Origin of the sequence: Sedimentitalea sp. XS_ASV28, assembly GCF_041224545.1 — a bacterium.
Lineage (GTDB): Bacteria > Pseudomonadota > Alphaproteobacteria > Rhodobacterales > Rhodobacteraceae > Sedimentitalea.
In genome coordinates this window covers 23,860-43,434 of record NZ_JBGFGP010000126.1, presented here as the reverse complement: position 1 = coordinate 43,434, position 19,575 = coordinate 23,860, and the positions used below count along the sequence as shown (strand labels likewise).

At 60.5% G+C, this 19,575-nt stretch carries 28 protein-coding genes and 2 pseudogenes; 15 read left to right on the top strand and 15 right to left on the bottom strand.

Going from position 1 to position 19,575, the window contains the following annotated elements:
• Positions 1-108: 108 nt before the first annotated feature.
• Positions 109-300 (top strand): annotated as a pseudogene (locus AB9K34_RS10530) (hypothetical protein); the annotation flags it as partial.
• A 192-nt stretch (positions 301-492) separates the two neighbouring features.
• Here AB9K34_RS10530 and AB9K34_RS10525 read toward each other — a convergent pair.
• The 14 genes from AB9K34_RS10525 to AB9K34_RS10460 form a co-directional block, all read right to left on the bottom strand.
• The gene (locus tag AB9K34_RS10525) at positions 493-1,221 is read right to left on the bottom strand and encodes a cytochrome c biogenesis CcdA family protein (protein ID WP_369954382.1); all 729 of its coding nucleotides are present in this window, start codon (positions 1,219-1,221) and stop codon (positions 493-495) included.
• Positions 1,221-1,712, bottom strand: coding sequence for a hypothetical protein (locus tag AB9K34_RS10520; protein WP_369954381.1), 492 nt, complete (start codon positions 1,710-1,712; stop codon positions 1,221-1,223). Before AB9K34_RS10520 ends, AB9K34_RS10525 begins: the two co-directional genes overlap by 1 nt.
• 28 nt (positions 1,713-1,740) lie before the next feature.
• Positions 1,741-2,304 (bottom strand): cytochrome-c oxidase, encoded by a 564-nt coding sequence (locus AB9K34_RS10515; protein WP_369954380.1) that lies wholly within the window; start codon positions 2,302-2,304, stop codon positions 1,741-1,743.
• A 2-nt stretch (positions 2,305-2,306) separates the two neighbouring features.
• Positions 2,307-2,615, bottom strand: coding sequence for a copper chaperone PCu(A)C (locus AB9K34_RS10510; protein WP_369954379.1), 309 nt, complete (start codon positions 2,613-2,615; stop codon positions 2,307-2,309).
• A 133-nt stretch (positions 2,616-2,748) separates the two neighbouring features.
• Positions 2,749-3,405, bottom strand: a complete 657-nt coding sequence (locus AB9K34_RS10505; protein ID WP_369954378.1) for an SCO family protein — start codon at positions 3,403-3,405, stop codon at positions 2,749-2,751.
• Positions 3,406-3,601: 196 nt separating this feature from the next.
• Positions 3,602-3,892 (bottom strand): hypothetical protein, encoded by a 291-nt coding sequence (locus AB9K34_RS10500; protein WP_369954377.1) that lies wholly within the window; start codon positions 3,890-3,892, stop codon positions 3,602-3,604.
• A gap of 46 nt (positions 3,893-3,938) precedes the next feature.
• Positions 3,939-4,193, bottom strand: a complete 255-nt coding sequence (locus AB9K34_RS10495; RefSeq protein WP_369954376.1) for a hypothetical protein — start codon at positions 4,191-4,193, stop codon at positions 3,939-3,941.
• Between the two features lie 3 nt (positions 4,194-4,196).
• On the bottom strand, positions 4,197-4,721 hold the full coding sequence (locus AB9K34_RS10490; protein ID WP_369954375.1) for a TlpA family protein disulfide reductase: 525 nt from the start codon (positions 4,719-4,721) through the stop codon (positions 4,197-4,199).
• Positions 4,718-5,290, bottom strand: coding sequence for a DsbE family thiol:disulfide interchange protein (locus tag AB9K34_RS10485; RefSeq protein ID WP_369954374.1), 573 nt, complete (start codon positions 5,288-5,290; stop codon positions 4,718-4,720). The genes AB9K34_RS10490 and AB9K34_RS10485 overlap by 4 nt, the downstream gene beginning before the upstream one ends.
• Positions 5,287-5,772, bottom strand: a complete 486-nt coding sequence (locus AB9K34_RS10480) for a cytochrome c (RefSeq protein ID WP_369954373.1) — start codon at positions 5,770-5,772, stop codon at positions 5,287-5,289. Before AB9K34_RS10480 ends, AB9K34_RS10485 begins: the two co-directional genes overlap by 4 nt.
• Positions 5,773-5,901: 129 nt before the next feature.
• Entirely contained in the window at positions 5,902-6,384 is a 483-nt protein-coding gene (locus tag AB9K34_RS10475) for a DUF411 domain-containing protein (RefSeq protein WP_369954372.1), read from the bottom strand.
• An 11-nt stretch (positions 6,385-6,395) separates the two neighbouring features.
• Positions 6,396-7,277 carry an exo-alpha-sialidase gene (locus AB9K34_RS10470; RefSeq protein ID WP_369954371.1) on the bottom strand — a complete coding sequence of 294 codons (882 nt, stop codon included), beginning with the start codon at positions 7,275-7,277 and terminating at the stop codon, positions 6,396-6,398.
• 65 nt (positions 7,278-7,342) lie between these two features.
• A complete protein-coding gene (locus AB9K34_RS10465; RefSeq protein WP_369954370.1) occupies positions 7,343-8,788 on the bottom strand; it encodes a multicopper oxidase domain-containing protein in 1,446 nt (481 codons plus the stop codon).
• A 138-nt stretch (positions 8,789-8,926) separates the two neighbouring features.
• Complete coding sequence (locus AB9K34_RS10460) at positions 8,927-9,307, bottom strand: hypothetical protein (protein ID WP_369954369.1); 381 nt, start codon at positions 9,305-9,307, stop codon at positions 8,927-8,929.
• 434 nt (positions 9,308-9,741) lie between these two features.
• Between AB9K34_RS10460 and AB9K34_RS10455 the strand changes: the two genes are divergently transcribed.
• Genes AB9K34_RS10455 through AB9K34_RS10445 form a run of 3 tightly spaced genes read left to right on the top strand, consistent with a single transcriptional unit; the run spans position 9,742 to position 11,404 of the window.
• Complete coding sequence (locus AB9K34_RS10455; protein WP_369954368.1) at positions 9,742-10,002, top strand: hypothetical protein; 261 nt, start codon at positions 9,742-9,744, stop codon at positions 10,000-10,002.
• Between the two features lie 7 nt (positions 10,003-10,009).
• The gene (locus tag AB9K34_RS10450; RefSeq protein WP_369954367.1) at positions 10,010-10,672 is read left to right on the top strand and encodes an alpha/beta hydrolase family protein; all 663 of its coding nucleotides are present in this window, start codon (positions 10,010-10,012) and stop codon (positions 10,670-10,672) included.
• Between the two features lie 9 nt (positions 10,673-10,681).
• Positions 10,682-11,404 (top strand): hypothetical protein, encoded by a 723-nt coding sequence (locus AB9K34_RS10445; protein WP_369954366.1) that lies wholly within the window; start codon positions 10,682-10,684, stop codon positions 11,402-11,404.
• Between the two features lie 7 nt (positions 11,405-11,411).
• Here AB9K34_RS10445 and AB9K34_RS10440 read toward each other — a convergent pair whose 3' ends face one another.
• Complete coding sequence (locus AB9K34_RS10440; RefSeq protein ID WP_369954365.1) at positions 11,412-11,834, bottom strand: helix-turn-helix domain-containing protein; 423 nt, start codon at positions 11,832-11,834, stop codon at positions 11,412-11,414.
• Between the two features lie 74 nt (positions 11,835-11,908).
• Here AB9K34_RS10440 and AB9K34_RS10435 point away from each other — a divergent pair, with 74 nt between their 5' ends.
• The 11 genes and pseudogenes from AB9K34_RS10435 (at position 11,909) to AB9K34_RS10385 (ending at position 19,415) form a co-directional block, all read left to right on the top strand.
• Positions 11,909-12,316, top strand: a complete 408-nt coding sequence (locus AB9K34_RS10435) for a mercuric transporter MerT family protein (protein ID WP_369954364.1) — start codon at positions 11,909-11,911, stop codon at positions 12,314-12,316.
• A 13-nt stretch (positions 12,317-12,329) separates the two neighbouring features.
• The gene (locus tag AB9K34_RS10430) at positions 12,330-12,632 is read left to right on the top strand and encodes a hypothetical protein (protein ID WP_369954363.1); all 303 of its coding nucleotides are present in this window, start codon (positions 12,330-12,332) and stop codon (positions 12,630-12,632) included.
• 23 nt (positions 12,633-12,655) lie between these two features.
• A complete protein-coding gene (gene merF / locus AB9K34_RS10425) occupies positions 12,656-13,045 on the top strand; it encodes a mercury resistance system transport protein MerF (protein WP_369954362.1) in 390 nt (129 codons plus the stop codon).
• Positions 13,046-13,322: 277 nt separating this feature from the next.
• Entirely contained in the window at positions 13,323-14,756 is a 1,434-nt protein-coding gene (gene merA / locus AB9K34_RS10420) for a mercury(II) reductase (protein ID WP_369954361.1), read from the top strand.
• A 4-nt stretch (positions 14,757-14,760) separates the two neighbouring features.
• Entirely contained in the window at positions 14,761-15,117 is a 357-nt protein-coding gene (locus AB9K34_RS10415) for a hypothetical protein (protein WP_369954359.1), read from the top strand.
• A 138-nt stretch (positions 15,118-15,255) separates the two neighbouring features.
• Entirely contained in the window at positions 15,256-15,540 is a 285-nt protein-coding gene (locus AB9K34_RS10410; protein WP_369954358.1) for a hypothetical protein, read from the top strand.
• Positions 15,541-16,077, top strand: a pseudogene (locus tag AB9K34_RS10405) (patatin-like phospholipase family protein); the annotation flags it as partial.
• A gap of 84 nt (positions 16,078-16,161) precedes the next feature.
• Positions 16,162-16,458: a hypothetical protein gene (locus AB9K34_RS10400; RefSeq protein WP_369954431.1), complete on the top strand. Its 297-nt coding sequence runs from the start codon at positions 16,162-16,164 to the stop codon at positions 16,456-16,458.
• On the top strand, positions 16,455-17,153 hold the full coding sequence (merB, locus tag AB9K34_RS10395; protein WP_369954357.1) for an organomercurial lyase: 699 nt from the start codon (positions 16,455-16,457) through the stop codon (positions 17,151-17,153). The genes AB9K34_RS10400 and merB overlap by 4 nt, the downstream gene beginning before the upstream one ends.
• The gene (locus AB9K34_RS10390; protein WP_369954356.1) at positions 17,150-18,049 is read left to right on the top strand and encodes a cytochrome c biogenesis CcdA family protein; all 900 of its coding nucleotides are present in this window, start codon (positions 17,150-17,152) and stop codon (positions 18,047-18,049) included. Before merB ends, AB9K34_RS10390 begins: the two co-directional genes overlap by 4 nt.
• A 16-nt stretch (positions 18,050-18,065) precedes the next feature.
• Complete coding sequence (locus AB9K34_RS10385; protein WP_369954355.1) at positions 18,066-19,415, top strand: NAD(P)/FAD-dependent oxidoreductase; 1,350 nt, start codon at positions 18,066-18,068, stop codon at positions 19,413-19,415.
• Positions 19,416-19,575 lie beyond the last annotated feature (160 nt).

The following is a 19,575-nucleotide window of genomic DNA, read 5'->3' as shown; positions in this document are numbered from 1 at the left end:
GCAGGGGACAGCTCTAATTGGCAAGCCGACCGGAGCCCGAGGTCTCCGCCTGGAGTTGGAGTTTTCCCGGTTTGATGGACACATTTTGACTTCTAATGGAAGGTGTTCAGATGCCGAGAACGAGGAACCTGTGGCGTGCGACCATCGACGGGATCGGTCGGTTATGCCTACGACAACGCGATGTGCGGGAGCTTCTTCGCTACCCTCGAATGTGAACTGCTCGACCGCCGCAAGTTCCGCACAAAAGCCGAGGCCCTCAAAGGCTGGAGTATTCCAGCGCTTTACTGTCCACGAAACCGGGGAAACTCGACACCGACGCCGATCGCATCGCTGGCGAACAGCTTGTCGAGGTGCGCCAGCGCATTAGACAGTCACGACGGTTCGAGTCACAACTGCAGCGCATCGCCACGGGCTGCAAGTCCGGAACAGTGCGCGAATGTTACGTGCTTCAGCCGGTATCACCCGGATTCGCGTCATCGAGAACGGGCAGGTTCATCCGATGGATGCCAGAAAGGGAAACGTGCCCAGCATCCAATAGGCAAACGTGCTGAGTCGACCGGTCATCATCGCGAGCCCCATAATGATCATGATGACGCCTGCCCCCTGATGCAGCCGGCGCCCCACACGACCAACGCCGCGTAATTTGCCGGCGAGGTGGTCGGTGAAACCGGCCACCACCAGAAACGGAATCCCCAGGCCAGCCGAATAAACGGCAAGAAGCGCAACACCTTCACCCATCGTGGCGGTCGCGGCACTGGCAGTTAGAATGGCACCGAGGATCGGCCCGATGCACGGCGTCCATCCGAAACCGAACGCAAGTCCAAGAACATAAGACGCCACCGGCTGTCCGCCCGGCAGGTCCAAGTTAAGACGCATGTCTCGCTCCATCACGGACAGCCGCGCGGCCCCGATCATGAACAGCCCGAACAGGATGATAATGCCACCTCCAACGAGATTGAGCTCGTAGCGCCAGCGAAGTAGCCCCTGACCCAAAGCGGTGGCGGACGCACCCAAAATCATAAATATCGTCGAAAATCCAAGTACGAAACAAAGGCTCAGCCAGACCGCCCGCGAGCGGGGCGGCGCTGCACTGCCTGCGACAGTTCGACCCGCAATATACGAGACATAGCCTGGAACCAAAGGCAGGACGCAGGGGGAAACAAAGGAGATGGCCCCGGCCAGCAGAGCTGCAATCAATCCGAGTAGCGAAATATCCACCATCAGTTCGGGTCCCTTCCAAAGAAGGACCGCACGGGCATTTTAAGTGCGGCAAAATACGCAAGCGTCGGAACGACAATCCATTGCAAAAGCGGAGTCAAACCAGTGTCGAGCAACGGTACCACTGGCATGAGGTCGCGATATGCCCAGGCCGCGCGTATCACGATGTTCAACCACTCGCTGAATATCGTGTAGGCGACGCCGAAACCCAGCACGACGATAAGGACACGGCCAGCCCGCTCACCCGGCCAACCAGAACTGCCCACGAGAAACAGCGACAGAAGTAGACCGCTCATGGCGATCAGAAGGTCACCACCCGTACAATGGACAATTGCGAAGGCGATCTCACCCCACGTCCCCTCGACCCAGATCGTGTATAGAGGAGTGTGGCTTACCTCCCAGACGAGATGTCCGATTGCCGAGTAAAGGATGTAGCGTCGAACAGCGGTGAGCCAATCGGCACGCGCGGCCACTCCGAGAACTGCATCCATCATTCTAATAAGCTCATGTTTGAAACCTTGGTTAATGTCGGCGCGCGTTGGTCAGCCCGTTGATGTAGAGGACCATGTTGACGTGGACAAACTTAGATCCGTGGAAGATTCCCGCATGCAGTCCGTCGCGGTCGATCACGTGAACCAGAGGGCCTTCGGCGGTCCTGGAGGAGAGAGTGGCATAACGTTCCGCTGAGGCGGCCACATCACCTTCCGAAGTGGCGACGATGAGATTCGGCGAAGATTCCATCGCGCGCGTGGCTGCGTCCGTGACGACGACGAACGTCACCATATCGCGCATCGGGGTGATGTTCACCGCGTCCCCGACTTTTGACAGAAGCGCCTGTTGTTCATCACAGATTGTGCCGCAACCCTCCGGGACGAAGCTCAGCACGACGACCTGTTCGTTCAGATTATTGAGGTCGACCTTGTTTCCAGCGACATCGACAAGGTCGAGAGGTGGGATGCCGTCAAGTCCTGTCGTCTCGAATGCCGGTTCCCTCTGCCCTATGAATTCGTCCAAGCTCTCGCCCGGATTGTGTGCGTTGGCTGGCACGGCAAGAATGAGCGAAGCAAGAATAACTATGGCTTTCATGGTCATTCTCCGTCCGGTCCGCTCGAACCCGGGCCAAGTACCCGAACCTCGATCGTTACTTCACCCGCCATTTCAAAGGCCAATGTCAGGGGAAAAGTGGTTCCCTCCTCCAACTTTTTGGGAAGATCCACAAGCATCACATGCATGTCGCCCGGGGCCATCACGACGGGTGTGTTGGGCGGCAGATCCAACGCATCCAGCGGCGTCATCCGAATGATACCTGCACTGTCCGCCTCCACCACATGGATCATCGCACGCGCTGCTGCGGGTGTCGTGATCGCAATCAGTCGATCGATCTGGTCGCTGGTCACGTGAGGTATGCCACGCCAGGACGTGAGGCCAGGATGCTGGCGCGGGCCCAGGCATCGCTGACCGCTACATCGGCATGGGCCGCGACAGGCATCGCCGTGGCTATCGCGATTGACGCAACCAATTTCATTTCCGTCAGTTTCCCTTTTCGATACGCATGGCGATTTCCTCGGCGAGTTCTTCCGGCGGTTGGCCCCTTTCCTGAAACACGGCTTCAAAACGACCGTCAGGACCCATGAGATAAATGTAACCAGCATGGGCCATTAAGTATCCGTCCGGGGCGGACTTGTCTTCCGCCCGTTCATACCAGGTGCGGAAACTGGCCGCCGCTTCGGCCACTTGCGCCTCTGACCCGGTCAGCCCGATCAACCGCGGATGGAAGGCGGACACATACTCGGCCATGACATGCACTGTATCCCTGGCCGGATCGACGGTGATGAAGAGCGGCGCAACTTGGTCGGCGCGTTCACCCAGAATATCGAGAGCGCTTGCCATATAGGCCAATGTGGTGGGGCATATGTCCGGGCAATGGGTGAAGCCGAAAAAGACCAGTTGCCAGCGGTCTGAGAAATCCGCCTCGGTTACATCTCTGCCGGTATGATTGATAAGTGAAAACTCTGAACGAACATCGGCTTCGCCGGAATAGCTTGCTTCACCCGTGCCTTTTCCCGAATACCACTCTACCGAAACCAAGATAGCATAACCCGCGAGCGCCACGAGAACTGCGCCCCACAGCGCCGCACGAAAAACGCGCGTTCTGGATGAACGCAACTCATTCAGATCATTCGACATTCTTTGCCTCCGAAAACAGAGCCTGTAAACCAAAACTGGACGTTAGTCCGGGAACCATTGCTTCTCTGATCAGGAAAGTCGGGATGTCGATACTTCGAGGGTTGAGCGAGCGCGCGAGAGGGTATTGTGAACTTCATGTACCTGTCCTTTGCAACAGAATCCCTGCCGGACCTGGGTCGGGTCCGGCAGACCGCAATCAGCCTTCGTTCGTTTCAGGTTTGCCGGTTTCGGAATAGTCCGACACCGCCTGCATCATTTCCGTGCAGGCCTTCATCATCGGCCCCATCTGCATCATCATATTCATCATGGGCATCATCCCTTCCATGCCTGGCATCCCCGACATATTGCCCTGCATCATCTGCCCGGACATGCCGTTTTGGCCCTGCATCGGATCGTTTGTGCCAGTTGCTTCCTGAGCAAAAGCTGCGGTCGATAGAAAGGCCGCCATGACAGTCGATGTGAGTGCAATTTTTTTGATAGGTTTCATCGTATTATCCTTTTTGATGAGGTGTTCAGTCTCTTTGAATTCCCGACTATTCGGTCGGGTTGGTTTTGCTTGAGCAAGATTTCGAACCGCCCTTCATACACAACCCCAAGCCGCACATGACAGCGCAGGGTGCGAGAGCGAGTATGATGGGCGCGGCCCCCAAGGCCGCCAGCCAACCCCAGTTCAGGTAGAAACCAGCGCCCACTACTGCCATTAGCGCGAGGATCAAAAAGCGGCGGTTGGACATCAGCCCTTGAAGCGAAAGACGGCTTGGGTCACCGAACATTTTGGTGTCAGACATAGATCACTTCTCCTGTTCATTGATGATTGATTGAATTTGCGCCATGATGTCGGGGCTGTCCCATTCGGCTGGCCCAACCAGTCGGCCGCGCTCGCGTCCCGAGCGGTCGATCAGGATCGTGGTAGGCAGACCGATTATGCCGAGGGCGAACATCGCCCTCGTGCTGTCAGAAAGGTACATTCCAAGATGGCGAAGGCCGATTTCCTCATAAAATCGGCGGACAACTTTCAGACCAGCCCGATCGATCGACAGCGGCAGAACGTGGAAATCGCCGCCGCCAAGCTGACCCTGCAATCGGTCGAGAGTCGGCATTTCCTCGCGGCAGGGCACACACCAGGTGGCCCAGATGTTTAGCAGCACGACCTTCCCCCGAAAATCCGCAAGCGTCATGTCGCGCCCCGCGCCATCAACGAAGGGCGGCGACAGCATCTCGCGTGGTTCATCGTGCAGCGGCATACGCGGGCGGGCAAATGCAGGGCCAACCGCGCCAAGGGCGATAGCGCCTGCGATCAGGTCTCGCCGTCTCATGACCCACCTCCCGTTTGAAGGCGTCGCACCACGGGAAGGATATCTTCCTCTAAAGACCGCCGGTTGAATGCGCCGATGTGCTTGTAGGCGATCTGGCCCTCGGCATCGATTACAAAGGTCTCGGGCAAACCATAGACGCCCCAGTCTATCGATACCCGTCCGTTGCGATCCGCCCCAATGCGCGTGTAGGGATCGCCAAGTTCGGCCAGGAAAGCCAATGCCTCGTCAGCATCATCCTTGTAGTTGATCCCGAAGATCGCCACAAAATCACGGGCCGCCAGTTCGTTCAGCAAGGGCATTTCGACCCGGCAGGGCACGCACCAGGATGCCCAGACATTGACGATCGCGATTCGCCCCCTGATATCAACTGAACTCAACCCGTCTGACCGTCCATCAATAGGCGGCAGTTCAAATTCGGGGATGGCCTTGCCAATCAGAGGAGATGGCAGGCTGTTATCGTTGTTGAAAAGGCCCCAATAGAATGCTGCGCCGATGGCAGCAAAGACCGCCACAGGTAACAATGTTAGTATCGGGCGCTTTCGCGGTTTTTGGTCCACCTCGGTGGTCATAGCCCACCTTTGTCGTTTGCAGAGACTTCCGCCTGGAATTCGCTTTGCCGCTCAGGCCAAGTGCTCTTGATGTAGGCCAAAACAGCCGCAATTTCGTCATCCGACAGAATCTCTTCGAATACCGGCATGTCACTCTCGTAGCCGGGGATGATCGAACCAATGCCGCGTTTTGTTACGATAAATAGGTTGCGATCTGAATGATGCCATGTGTGTCCCGTCTCATCGTGTGGCGGCGCCGGCATCCGTCCGTTCGCCAGCCGCCTTTGCCAGTCCGGCTGGCCTTCCAGATTGGCACCGTGGCAGGAGGCGCAGTTCTCCGCATAAATCCCCTGACCTTTGACGATCATATCTGCCGTGACGGTTTCTCCAAGAAACGTCAGGTTTTCGACGATCTGGTCTGAATCAGACTGCTGGGCCATCGCACCGACGGTGACCACAGCCGCCGCTGTAGCGCCCGCCAGGATTAGAAATCTCGGTTTCATCGCGGCCTCCCCAGGTACTTCAGCAGAGCGGCCAGGCTGAGGACCAGAACTGCGAGCACGAGGAGCAGGAACAACCCGCCCCCGAACATCATCGTGCCCATCATCGGGCCACTCATCATGTCCATATACTCATTCATCGGAATAAACGGAGATGCCGCTCTCGCCGAATGCGTAGGTCTTGAGGGTTCCGTACTTTTCGCGCGCCATGCCGGGTGCGTTGCGCGGCATGCCCGGCAGGGTGATACCCGCGATATCCGGCTGCTCGGTCACCAGCCGCTCAAGAATGTCCACCGGCACCAGCCCGCTGACAAAGTATTTTTCGATCTTGGCCAGGTGACATCCGAGACCCTGTTCGGGAACACCGACCGAGACCGATGTCTTGTCGAAATTGCGATCATCGACGCGCTTCACTTGATAACCATTCGCTTCGAGGTAGTCCGCGTATGCATCGCAACAGCCGCAGCTCGGATCGCGCCACATCGTGACCTGTTTCGTGGTGTCGATCAGTTCCGGTGTCACCTCAGTTGAATTCTGCGCAAACGCCAACGTGGTCAAAGCCCCCGTTCCAACGACGCCGCCTCCAATAAGTCCGAGTACTGTTCTTCTTTGCATTTTTCTTTCCTTTAAGTGGCCGCAGTTTCGGTCCAAGTTGCACCGCTGTCGCGGCTGAGTTTCAGGGCACCGCCCATGAGGGCGGCGACATAAGTCTCGTCTTCGGGATGAACGGCGATGGCCGAGACGGTCCCTTCCGCCACCTGCTTCCAGACCAAACCGCCATCAGCCGACGTCCAGATGCCCGACGCTAGCGCGGCATAAAGCCGTTCCGGTACCGAGGGGCTGCTTGCCAGCGACATCACCGGTTCGCCTTTGGGCAGCGGATTCGCGGGGGGTGGCGCGTCGCCGGCCACAAGCGCATCCATCGCGTTTCCGGGTTGCACATCCTGCCAGCGACAGAAGCAATCGGGCACGCGCGTAAGGCCCCTCTCGGTGCCGGCATATATCCAGATGCCACCCATGCCGGTCTCAAGATCGACGGACACGAGGGTGAGCGGATCACGCTCTGCCTCGTCCAACCAGGGGCGATCCATGGCGAGCGCCCAGCTTTCGCCTGCATCCTCGCTTTTATAGAGACCGTCGCCACGGATCGCCGCGTAAATCAGATCGGGTTCTCGCGAACCGATCGCAATGGCATTGACCTCGCCTGTGGGCAGTCCGGCACTGCCGATGTGCCATGTGGCGCCGCCATCCCCGGACTTCCCGACGCCGCCCTCGGCCAACCCAGCAACAAAGCGTCCGGGCCGGTCGCGATGGGTGGCCAGCGCCAGCACCTGCCCGGGGGGTTCCTGTTCGGTCCAGCCTGCGCCGCCATCACGGCTGACCCTAAGCGTTCGGCCTGCTACCACGATGGAATCGCCGTCAAATGCGAGCACGCCCGCCGTGCCATCGCTGGTGGCCAGCGCGAACCGCGGCACCATCCCCGCCACGCCGAGACCGAGCGCCGACATGAGAACCCTTCGCCGCGTTGGCCAAATTCTTGTTTCAATCATTTTCAACTTGCATTCTCCTCTGCTCAGGCAACACGGATCACACCCATCATCCCGGCCGCCTGGTGCTCGAGGATGTGGCAATGGAACATCCAGTCGCCCGGATTGTCGGCGACCAGGGCAATCTCGACGCGCTCGCGGGGCGAGATCAGCACGGTGTCCTGCCACTCGCGATACTCGGTCGGTTTCCCTTCGCGGCTGATGACGCGGAACGAATGGCCGTGCAGGTGGATCGGGTGGCTGAATGCTGTCGCGTTGGTCATCTGAAGCACGTGGCTTGCACCGCGTTCCAGCGTCAGGAAGGGTTCGAGCATCGGTCCTTCGGCCGCCACGCCATTGACGAACCACATGCCGCCGCCGGCCATCCCGCTCATCATGCCGCCCATCATCCCGCGCCTCTGATCAATGCCCATGTCACGCTCAACCATCGCGCCCATCATGCCGCCGGTGAACAAGATCTCGTGACGGCGGGCCGAGGCAATTTCAGGCTCGGAGAGCGGATTGTCCGGCAGGGCAATGTCCCAGTCTGGCGGCCCGTCGCGCAGGGGCGTGTTGCCATAGACGACATCCAGCAAACGAAAGTCGTTGTCACGATAGGCCCGGTCGACCACCTGTACCCGCGTTCCGGGCGCGGCAGGGCAATCGAGCATCACATCCGCGCGCATCGCCGACCCCAGAACCACGATACCGTCCGGCGGCGAGTGAGGGGCAACCGGCTGGCCGTCGAGCGCGATGACGCGCACGTCGAGGGTGCCGAAGTCGAGCGCAAAAAAGCGTGCGTTGGCGACATTGATCAGCCGCAGCCGGATGCGTTCGCCTTGCTGCACCGCGAAATCCTCGGACAACCGCCCGTTTATCGTCACCGTGTTTCCCAACCGCCCCGCATGGCTCATGTCCATCGGCCCAGCGAAATCGTCCGCGATCGTGCCATCCTGCGTCAGTCGCCAGTCATCGAGCACCCAGGTCACATCGCGGTCGACCTGCGGCGGGTCCGGTTCGTCGATGATCAGCGGTCCGTAAAGCCCGCGCCCGACTTGCTCAAAACTGCGCTGGTGCGGATGATACCAGAAGGTTCCGGCATCGACCGCATCGAACTCGTAAGTGAATGTTTCGCCGGGGGCGATCGGCTCCTGCGTCAGATACGCGACCCCGTCCATCGCATTGGGCAGGCGCAGCCCGTGCCAGTGAACCGTCGTCCCTTCGTTCAGCCCGTTAGTGACTTCGATGCGCAGCCGCTCACCCTGCCGCACCCGCAATTCCGGGCCAGGAACCAGGCCATTGTAGCCCCAGGCGGGCGTTTCGGAACGGGGAACCGGGGTCAGGCGCGCGAGGCCCGGCGCTGCGCGCAGCGAAAATCTGCGAATTTGCGGCGCGGCCAGCCCAGGCGTGCCAATCGCCGTGGCCGCGCCGCCTGCCAGTGAAGAGGCGAGAAAGGAACGCCGTGTGAAAGCCGGTTTGAACTTGGAGGACATGGATGAACGCTCTCTGATCTTGTGAAGAACCACCGAAGCTGCGCTACGGAAACGGTTCAATAGATCCCCGTGACCAAGCCAAAGGGCTTGATCGACAGGTGGAGACACACCAAACGCGGTTAAGCGCCGTGTGTCAGATCAGAGATCGATTCGAGGTGGTTGTTTGGCCGGAGGGCTGGTGAGGCCGCGAAAGTCGTGCGTCACCGACGTCGTAGGCAAATGAAAACCAGCCTGAAACACGTCCTGCAGTTGTGGTGCAAGCGCTGCAGTGAGATTGCCCGCGTTGCAGACGAAATCGCACGCGAAGCCTGTTCCGTCCACATCGGCATCGCCGCATGCGTCACAATCGGGCATAACCGTGATAGTGGCACCAGAGGCAATCATGTCAGCTGCCATGGCACCAGAGCCCGCCGTGTGCGCAAACGAACTTGCCGCGAAAGCGGCAAGGACGGCGGCAAGAATCAGACGAGTCAAAAAAGTCATACCATAATGGCTATGCTTTGTTTTGCCGGTTATCAAGGTGGACCTGTTCGAGAGCGGATTCAATTTGTAGTGTTCGAGAGTTTTCGGGCGTCGATGATATCCCCTCCTCCCTAGATCAAGGCACCAATTTGCGTTCGCCGATTAACGAGGTAATCGTAGGTGGTGGCCCTCGCAGTATCCAACGTTATTTTATGGCCGCTTCACAGTACTCATGAGAGCCGCAACAAGCGGAATCACCCTGTCATCGGCAAAGTGATCTGACCCAAACCAGCTCGCGGAAATTATTTCGAGCCGCCTATGATTTTGCGCTTGACTCTGTATCGGTTACAGAGCGTACGCTCGTGCAAATGGCATGTTCAGGATCAAAAATTGATAGTCATCTGCAGAACAGCTGGTCTTGATATTCGGCCTCACGCCATCACGTCGCACAAGTTACGAAAGTTTCGGCCCTTTTGGTCGGAATCCTGTTGATGGCGACTTCCACTGCCAGCGCCGAGCGCGGGTCAGAGCTATTGTCCGGCGGCGGGATTCTGAGCGATCGCCTGGTTTCGGTGGCTGTCGCGCAGGATACCCTGAGGGGATTACCCTTGTTGAACTGGGATGCGCTTGATCGTGTGACCATCCACGAAATCACCTATGACTGTGGGGGAATCCCTGTTTCCGGGTTTCTGTTTGTGCCGCATCAACCCGGTCCTCACCCGGCCATCATCTACAAGAGGTGGCTACGGTGACTTTGGCATGCTTGCCCCGGACCTTACTTTTTTCCAATTGGCTGACCTGGCGGCTGAAGGCTACGTCATCACCGCGAGCCAATACCGCGGCACCGCGGGCGCTGCGGGACACGACGAGTTTGGCGGTGAAGACGTTGCGGATGTCTTGTCGCTGCTCGAGGTTTTGCCGGATATGGCGTCGGTGGACGGATCACGAATTGGCATGATAGGCCATAGCCGCGGCGGCATGATGACCTACCTTGCCTTGACCCGGACCAATCGCATCCGTGCGGCCGTGGTGCTCGCCGGGCCGACCGATCTTGCCGCCGGGCTGAACACCCGGCCGGAAATGATGCAAGTCTACTCGCAAGCCTTTAGCCACAATGGCGGCGAACTACAGGCGGCCCTCGAATCGCGCTCGGCGGTCAATCTCGTGGCACGATTCCCAAGATCGACACCTATCCTCATAGTGCATGGAACCGCCGATTGGCGTGTTTCCCCGACTGACTCGCTAAAGATCGCTGAACTGCTACTTGGCGAACAAATTCCTTTTCGTCTGGTCATGCTGGAGGGCGGAGATCACGGTCTGAGTGAGTACGAACTGGAAGTTCAGTCAATGATCCGGGATTGGTTCGGTCGATACCTCGCCACCGGAGCTGAACTGCCGAACATGGCACCGCATGGGCCGTAGGGGGTGAGTATGTCCCCTCCCAGCGACAACGGCACTGTTGACAACAGGACGCCCGGTCACAACGTTTATTCGGGGCGGTCGCCTACTGCCCGGCGATGGATATTTCTGCGGTGGATACTGCTGATCGCAGGCGTGGTCCTGTTCAACTATATTGCCGCGCGTGGCCTCGCTGACCTCGCCGAGGCACGTCTTAGCACGGGAATGTCAGGCGACGCCCTGGTCGCCCTTGGCGCACTTGCTGTCTACGCTGTGCTGCTGGCGGTTCCCTTCGTACCGGGAGTCGAGATCGGTCTCTCTCTGCTCATCATGCAGGGCGCGGCGGCCGCACCTTTCGTTCACGCCGCCACTGTGGCGAGTTTGAGTATCTCTTATGGGTTGGGTTCGGCTTTCGCGACAACGCTTCCCTGCGCATTTTTACGGCGCATGGGTCTTCCGCGTGCCTGCGCCTTTGTTGACGCAATGAAGGATCTCGATCGCCCCGCCCGATTACAAACCTTGCAGAATGCGGTGCCGAGATGGGTGGGACGCTGGATCATCGGGCACCGTTACATCCTGCTGGCGCTGCTCATCAACATCCCTGGCAACAGCCTGATCGGCGGCGGCGGCGGCATTTTACTCGTGGCCGGTCTAAGCCGATTGTATTCATACCCGGCAATTCTTCTGACACTGACTCTGGCAACCGCGCCTGTTCCCTTGGCCGTCTGGCTGATGGGCGCCGAGATTTTGCAGTGATGCCGTTTCACGCGACTTCTGCAAGCGCGTCGATCACCGCACACTCTGGCACATCATCGCCCGTGCATTGTGAGACTGTTTCGGTCAGTACGGTCTCGATACGCTTCAAGTCGACGATCTTGGCGCGTACGGACTCGATGTGGCGGGTGGCCATCGCCTGCACATCGGCGCATGTCCCCGCCCTGCCGTCTACCAGACCGAGAAGGTCGCGGATTTCCTCGAGCGTGAATCCCAGATCCCGCGACCTCATCACGAACCTTAGCCGCGCGACATGCGTGTCGTCATACGCGCGGTAGTTCTTTGCGGTCCGCGGCGGGTCGGGCATGATGCCAATATTCTCGTAATAGCGGATTGTCTCCAGGTTGCACCCGGTGAGACGCGCCAGGTCGGAACGACGTAGAACGCTCACCTTTCTGTGATCATTTTTCATGCTTTCACCCATTGAGCCTGTATCAACTACAGAGGGTAATTTGGATTCATCAACCAGGCAAGGATGATTCGAACATGACGGAAACAACAACCGAAGCTCGAGTGGCGGGCTTCGAAGAGAGGCAGGCGACCGACCGAAAAGCCTGGGCCTCGACCAGCGGCGCGCTGATAGGCGCGCTTGCCATGACATCGTGCTGCATCCTGCCTCTGGTGCTGGTGAGCTTCGGTGTGGGCGGGGTTTGGATCGCCCAACTCACGGCGCTCTACGCCTACAAATGGTACACATTCGCGATCGCATCCGGCCTGATCGGCTACGGTTTCTGGAAGGTTCGCCAATCCGAGCGCGGCGAATGCCGTGAAGATGCCGCCTGCGCGCGACCCGTCAACCGCACTGTTATGAAGGCGTCGCTGTGGCTGGCGGCCGTGGTCACGGCGGTTGCGATGATCTTTCCCTACATAACCCCTTACATCCTGACCTACTGAGAGAGGCCCGCACATGAAAAGATTGGCAATAGCACTGGCGGCGTTCCTGGCGGCGTCCGCCGCAAACGCCGCCGAGCAGCAGGTAGGGATCGAGGTTTCGGGGCTGTCCTGCCCATCCTGCCCTTATATCGCGGCCACGGCGCTTGAGTCAGTGGACAGCGTGGAGATCCTTGAGGCCGACTACGACGCATCAGCCCAGATGGCGGTGTATATCCTGTCCTATGACGATGCCGTGACGACCCCCGAGGCAATTGCCGACGCGACAATGGAATACGGCTACCCCGGTCGCGTGCTCGGCGCGGTGCCGGAATCGTAATGGCACGAACCTAAGAGACTGGAATGAACGACAAGAAATTGCTTCGGCGCGGCCTGATTGGCAGCGTCATCGCCGCAATCTGCTGTTTCACGCCGCTTCTTGTGGTGATGTTCGCCGGGGTCGGCCTGTCGGCGCTGGTGGGATGGCTTGACTACGCGCTGTTTCCGCTGCTTTTCGCGTCGCTTGGCGTGGTCGCGCACGCGCTCTGGCTTCAGGCAGGGAAACCGGGACCTTGCCCGCGCAACCTGATTATCGCCGCCGTGGCGGCACTCTCGGCGCTGCTCTTCTGGCTCGAGTTTCGCTATGCATTGCGGATTTCGGTCGCCGCGGCGCTGGCGGTTGCAGGATATGCGCTGTGGCTACGACAGGCCGAACGTCGGGCAACAAGGCCGGCGGATGCCAAGACGAATTGAAGCTTTCAAGGCATCGTTTTCCCATCGTGCCAGGGAACGGCGCGCGCGAGGACAGCAACCAGGCACCGCGAGCACTCCGGCGGCAATGCAAGGAGAGAGATGATGACTCAGATGGGAGGTATCATTCCAATAGCACCTCAGGTGATGGGGTGTTGTTCAATCGTCAGCCTCTTCTGGGGCATGACAATCATGGCGACGCCGCTCATCGCGATTGGTGCCATCCTATACCTGCTAACCCGGCGCCCCGACGCAGCCCGGACTCAAGAGGAATTCTGACATGAAGGATTGTTGTGACGGCGGTGGCGACCGCAAGGGCTCCTACGACCTGATCGTCGTCGGCGCGGGCTCGGCCGGGTTTTCCGCCTCGATCACCGCCGCTGAAGCGGGCAAGCGGGTAGCTCTAGTTGGCCACGGCACCATCGGCGGCACCTGCGTCAATGTCGGCTGCGTGCCGTCCAAGGCGATGATCCGGGCCGCCGAGGCGGTACATGGCGCATCCGCCGCAGGCCGGTTCCCAGGCATCGCGCCTTGCACGCCCTCGGTCGACTGGTCCGCGCTTGTGGCCGGCACCACGGATCTGGTGGATGAGATGCGCGACAGGAAATACATCAGCCTGCTGCCCGAATACGAAGGCCTGACCTATATCGAGGAAGGGCCCGCGCAACTGGTCGAGGGGGGCGTCGAAGTTGGAGGGCGCACGTTCACGGCCGATCGCATCATCATCGCCACCGGATCGCGCCCGCACATGCCCGATATTCCGGGGATCGACGCGGTCGATGTGCTAGACAGCACCTCTCTGCTGACCCTGCCCGAACGCCCCGACAGCATCATCGTGCTGGGCGGCGGTTACATCGGCTGCGAACTGGCGCAAATGGCATCGCGGCTGGGGGTGAATGTCACACTCGTCACCCGTTCGCGCCTGTTGCCGGGGGCCGAGCCGGAGGTTGCCGAGGCACTGACCGAGGCGCTGCGCGCCGAGGGCATCCGCATCGAAACCGGCCTGAGCTATCGCGAGGTCGCCGCCCGAGATGGCGGCGTAGCGCTGACCATCGAGCGCGACGGCAACCCCGAGGCCCTCACCGCCGCGCGGCTTGTGGCGACCACTGGGCGCGTCTCCAACTCCGACGGCCTTGGACTGAAGGAACTCGCCATCGAGACCAATCCGCGCGGTGCGATCCGGGTCGGCCCCGACATGGGCACGACGCGGCCCGGCGTCTACGCCGCCGGTGACGTGACCGACCGGGATCAGTTCGTCTACATGGCCGCTTACGGCGCCAAGATCGCGGTCAACAATGCGCTCGGGCTGCAGCCGATGGCCTACGACAACACCGCGATGCCCTGGGTCGTGTTTACCGACCCGCAGGTGGCGGGCGTGGGCCTCAGCGAAGCGCAGGCGATTGAGGCCAGGAATGAGGTCAAGACCAGCGTCATCGGGCTCGACAACGTGCCTCGCGCGCTGGCGGCTCGGGATACGCGCGGGCTGATCAAGCTGGTCGCCGACGCAAAGACCGACCGCCTGCTGGGCGGGCAAATCGTGGCACCGGAGGGGGCCGACACGATCCAGACGCTTGCGATGGCCCTAAAAATGGGGATGACCACCAAGGCGCTTGGCGAGACGATCTTCCCCTACCTAACCACGGTCGAGGGCCTGAAGCTCGCCGCACAGACGTTCGACAAGGACGTGGCAAAGCTGAGTTGCTGCGCGGGGTGAGGCCATGGACGGCAAGAAGCAGGATTTCCTGGCCACCCTACCCGGCACGCTGATCGCCTGGGGGCTGCCGATCGCCGCGATGGTCGCCGTGATTGGCGTGCCGCACCCGGTCAAGACATGGGTCTGGGTGGCGGGGCTGCTGTGGATGGGCGCAGCCTGTCTTTGGAATGCCCGGAGGTGCAGCCGGGCCCATTGCTTCTGGACCGGGCCGTTCTTCCTGCTGATGACGCTGCCGGTCCTCGGCTATGGCTACGGCCTCCTGCCGCTAGGAGGAGAAGGGTGGAAATGGCTGGGCGCCGCCATTGGCGTCGGCGCGTGGGGTATCATCGCCCTGACCGAGCGCGACGGTAAGTACAGCTAGACGCTTCGATAACAGCGGTGCGCGCGAGGGCATAAGGGGGAGATGAAGAATGCCTCGGGCGCCGGCGCGATCAGAACCAAATTTAGGACTCGGTCGAGGTCTGGCGGTCCGCAGCGGATAGCAGGATAGGAGGCACACATGAGCAATGAAAAAACGGGGCTCGCCGGTCTTCTGGCTCTCAAGGCTGTCTGTTGCGGCGTCTTGCTGCTTGCACTTGGCGGTGTGAGCCTTGGCAGCGCCATCTCGGCGCTGGCCGGGAACGGTTGGGTGCAGGCCGGCGGCGTCATCCTGGCCGCGTTCGGAGTCGGCTGCTGGTCCGACCACCGGCGCCGGGCGAAGACCTGGGCATCCGGAAGCACCGGGGCGGCCAAGTTTCGAGGCGAGATACCCAAGCGGGAGCGGAACAGCGTTCCGGCGGAGTAGTTGCCCGTCGCCGACGCGCAGATCGGTCAGGCTGAGCCTTGCAGCGGAGATGCGCTGGTTCTCTGCGGCGGTGGCGGTCACGGCGCGCTCGAAGTGGGTTTCGCGCAGGCTCTGGAAGACCTCGGCGTCGGATACGATCGCATCCTCGGCACATCTATCGGAGCCTTGAACGGCGCGTTCCTGGCCGGCGGCATGTCACCAGCTAATCTCGCGTCCTTGTGGTGCACCGCGCGTCTCTGGCGTCTGTTTCGTCCGAATTGGAGATGGCTCCTTCACCCGCGCACAAAACCCGGCCTCTTGTCGCTCTCTGCACTCCGACGGTTCCTGCACCACGCGTTGCCTGTTCGGAAATTCGAGGATCTGAAAATCCCGCTCGTTATCGTCACGACCGATCTCGCGACCGGCAAGGCCTGCTACTAGGAAGACGAGGGCGACATTATCGGACCACTGCTCGCGTCGATGAGTCTGCCGGGGATATTTCCGCCGATCACACTGAACGGGCACTTGCACATTGACGGGGGCATTGCCGACAACGCGCCCTTGGGTCGTGCCGCGGATCTGGGGCATTGCCGGGCATTGATAATCGAATGCGCCTGTGCCAATCCCTGCCGCCGTCCGCCGATGGGTCTGACTGGAATTCTCGGCCGCTCCTTCGAAATTGCGCTCGCGCGCAAACACCGTGCGGACCTAGCGCTCCAAGCCGAAGGCATCGATGTCATCCGCATCGTGCCGCGTCTTGAGAACGAAACCGGATTCCTCGACCTTTCCGCGTCTCAATCGCTGATTGAAGCGGCTCGTGCCCAATCTTTGTCGGAGCTTCCAAAGCTACTTGCGCACCGCGAGGGCTCTGCCGGAACCGAAGAACGGGAAGCGGCCGCGACAGGTCGGGCCGTGAAAGAAGCAGCGGAGGCGCCATGACAACGACTCAAACCGCCGGAGTCCCCGACCCGTCGCTGGTAACCAGCGCCAGGGTCAACGAGGCGCTTTCGGCGCTTCTGACCGAGGCTCGTTTGGCGTCACGATGGAACGGGCTCTTGCGCGCATCGCAGTCGGCGCACCACCAAATACTGTCTGCGTTTCTCAGCCATGGACGTCCACCGGACATCGCAGCGTTTTCGGATGACGTTCTGGAGGATCTGGGCAAGCGTGATCTGGTGCATGTTCGGGACGGCGGCATCGCGCTGGCATACCCTTTTTCCACGGTTGCAACGGATTTCGGGGTTTCGGTGGAAGGGGTCGGCATGCATGCGGTCTGTGCCATTGACGCGCTCGGCGTCGCGGCTATGACAAGTCGCAGGACTGAGGTTTCATGCCGGTGTCCGGTCTGTCAGGTGTCCACATCCGTCACCGTTGCAGCCGACGGCCTGACGATCGAGGCCGCGTCAAGCCGCGCGGCCCGCGTCTGGGCCGGCGTGACCGAGGTCGGCACCTGCGCCGCCGACAGCCAGTGCAAGACTATGCGCCTGTTCTGTTCGCCTGCTCACCTCGCGACATGGCTTCAGAATCATGCCCCCACCCGAGGATTCGACCTCACGCTGGAAGAAGGCGTGCAGCTCGGAGCGGCGATCTTTCGGCCGTTTCTGAACGATGACGTCAGGGAGGATCAGTATTGAATTCGCTGATCCTGTACAGTTTCACAGCCGGTGCCGTCGCAACGGTCAACCCCTGCGGCTTCGCGCTGCTTCCGGCGTGGTTCGCGCGGGAAATGGCAGCCCATGCCGATCGGCCCGTGGTGGAGCGGTTTGTCCGTTCGGTTCTGGCGGGTGCGGCAGTCAGCCTCGGCTTCGTGGCAATCTTTGTCATCGCAGGCGCGATCCTTGCAACCGGCGCCAACTGGCTCGGGTCTGCCTTACCTTGGATCGGCGTCACGCTCGGCCTCGGCCTCGCACTGATCGGGGCGCTCTGGGTCTTGAACTTGCGTCTGCCGGGCTCCGGCGTGGTGGAGGCGTGCCGCCGCGTGAACACCCGATACGGCGCCTTCGGTTTTGGCGTTTCCTATGGCCTCGCTTCCATATCCTGCACACTTCCGGTCTTCATGTCGGTGGCCGGGCTGTCGTTTCTGGTCGCGAACGATGTATCGCCGGTTGGCCTCATCGCGTTTCTGGCAGGCGCGGCTTCGGTGCTGACGCTGGTCTCGGTCCTTGGAACCGTTTCAGGGGCGGGGATCGCGCGGCTGGTGCAGGGCCGAACGACACTGCTGCGCCGCTTGGCCGGGGGCCTCACCTTTCTGGCGGGCCTCTATATCGCGCTCTACTGGGGCAGGTTGTTTCTTGGCAGCATTCCCCTGGCCGACGAAATCGCCAATACCGTGGGCTACTACGCCTCGCGCGCCACGACATTGCTTTCGTCCAAGGTCGGCATCGCAGTGCTTCTCATCGGAACCCTCATTGCGGCGAGCTTGGCGTGGGTCTTGTTCCTAGACGGAAGATGGCGAAATCCGGACAGGCATCCTGCAACTGAAGCACAGACAATCCCGAAAACGGCCGCGCAACGGCGCCGCGATATTTGAAATGGAGTATTCAGACATGTCTCAGCAATTCGACCTGATGGTGATTGGGGGCGGCACTGGTGGCAATGGCGTTGCCCGGATGGCGGCGGCTGCGGGATGGAAGGTGGCGAGCGTCGACTGCCTGCCCTTCGGCGGTACTTGTGCGCTGAGGGGGTGCGACCCCAAGAAGATGCTAATCGCGGTGACCGAGGGTGTCGAATGGACGCGGGCGATGCAGGGCAAGGGGCTCGAGGCGCATGTCTCGGTCCAATGGCAGGACATGATCGCCTTCAAGCGCACCTTCACCGACACCATGCCGCCGCGTATCGAAAAAGGACTGGAGAAGGTCGGTATCACGGTCCTGCATGGCAGCGCACGGTTCACCGGGCCTGATACCGTCAAGGTCGACGGCACCGACTACCGTGCCAGGCATTTCCATATCGCCACCGGTGCGCGGCCCATGACGTTGAATATCCCCGGCGAGGAGCATCTGATCACCAGCACCGACTTCCTCGAGTTGCCGGACATGCCCCGGCGGATTGCCTTCGTCGGTGGTGGTTTCATCGCCATGGAATTCGCCCATATCTCGAAACGCGCCGGTGCCGCCGAGGTGACGGTGATCGAGATGATGGACCGCACACTGGGCAACTTCGATCCAGATCTGGTGGCGATGTTGGCCGAGGCCACCGACGAACTGGGCGTCGACCTGCAGACCAAAGCGAAGGTGCTGGAGATTCGACGGTCGGACGAGACGTTCGAGGTGGATTACGAGACATCGTCAGGCGTCAGAGCCGTGATCTGCGACCGGGTCGTGCATGCCACCGGTCGGGTGCCGAACATCGACCATCTGAACCTCGAAGCCGCGGGCGTCGAGTATTCCCGACGCGGGATCAAGGTGTCGAAGTACATGCGCACGACAAACCCTGCGATCTTCGCCGCAGGCGATTGCGCCGACAGCGGCCCGAATCTGACCCCTGTCTCCGCCAACGAGGGACGGATCGCCGGCAAGAACCTGCTGGCCGGAAAGGATGAGCGGGCCGTGGCCTACCCGCCGATCCCGAGCGTGGTCTTCACGCTGCCGCAAGTCGCCGCGGTCGGCCTGTCAGAGATGGCCGCGCGCGAAAAAGGCCTCGAATTCGAGACGCATTTCGAGAAGACTGATGGCTGGTATTCCTCGATGCGGGTAGGAGCGCGTCGGTCCGGCTACAAAGTATTGGTCGAGAAAGGCACCGGTAAAATCCTTGGCGCGCATCTCATCGGTCCCGGTGCCGAAGAACAGATCAACCTATTAGCGATGGCGATGAAGGCCGGGATGACGGCAAACCAGATCAAGGGCTTGATCTTTGCCTATCCGAGTTATGCATCCGACATCGGTTCGATGGTTTGATTTTCCACGTTGAGGTCGAGCCAATGTTTAGTGACCCACACGTTTGCGTTCCAAGGCGTCTGCGGAAGCCCAATCGCTGGCATATTTCTGAGAACGCGAAAAACTGGCACTGGGGGATTGCGGTGCGTCTAGAAAAGCAGGCAGTTAAAGAGATGCTCTG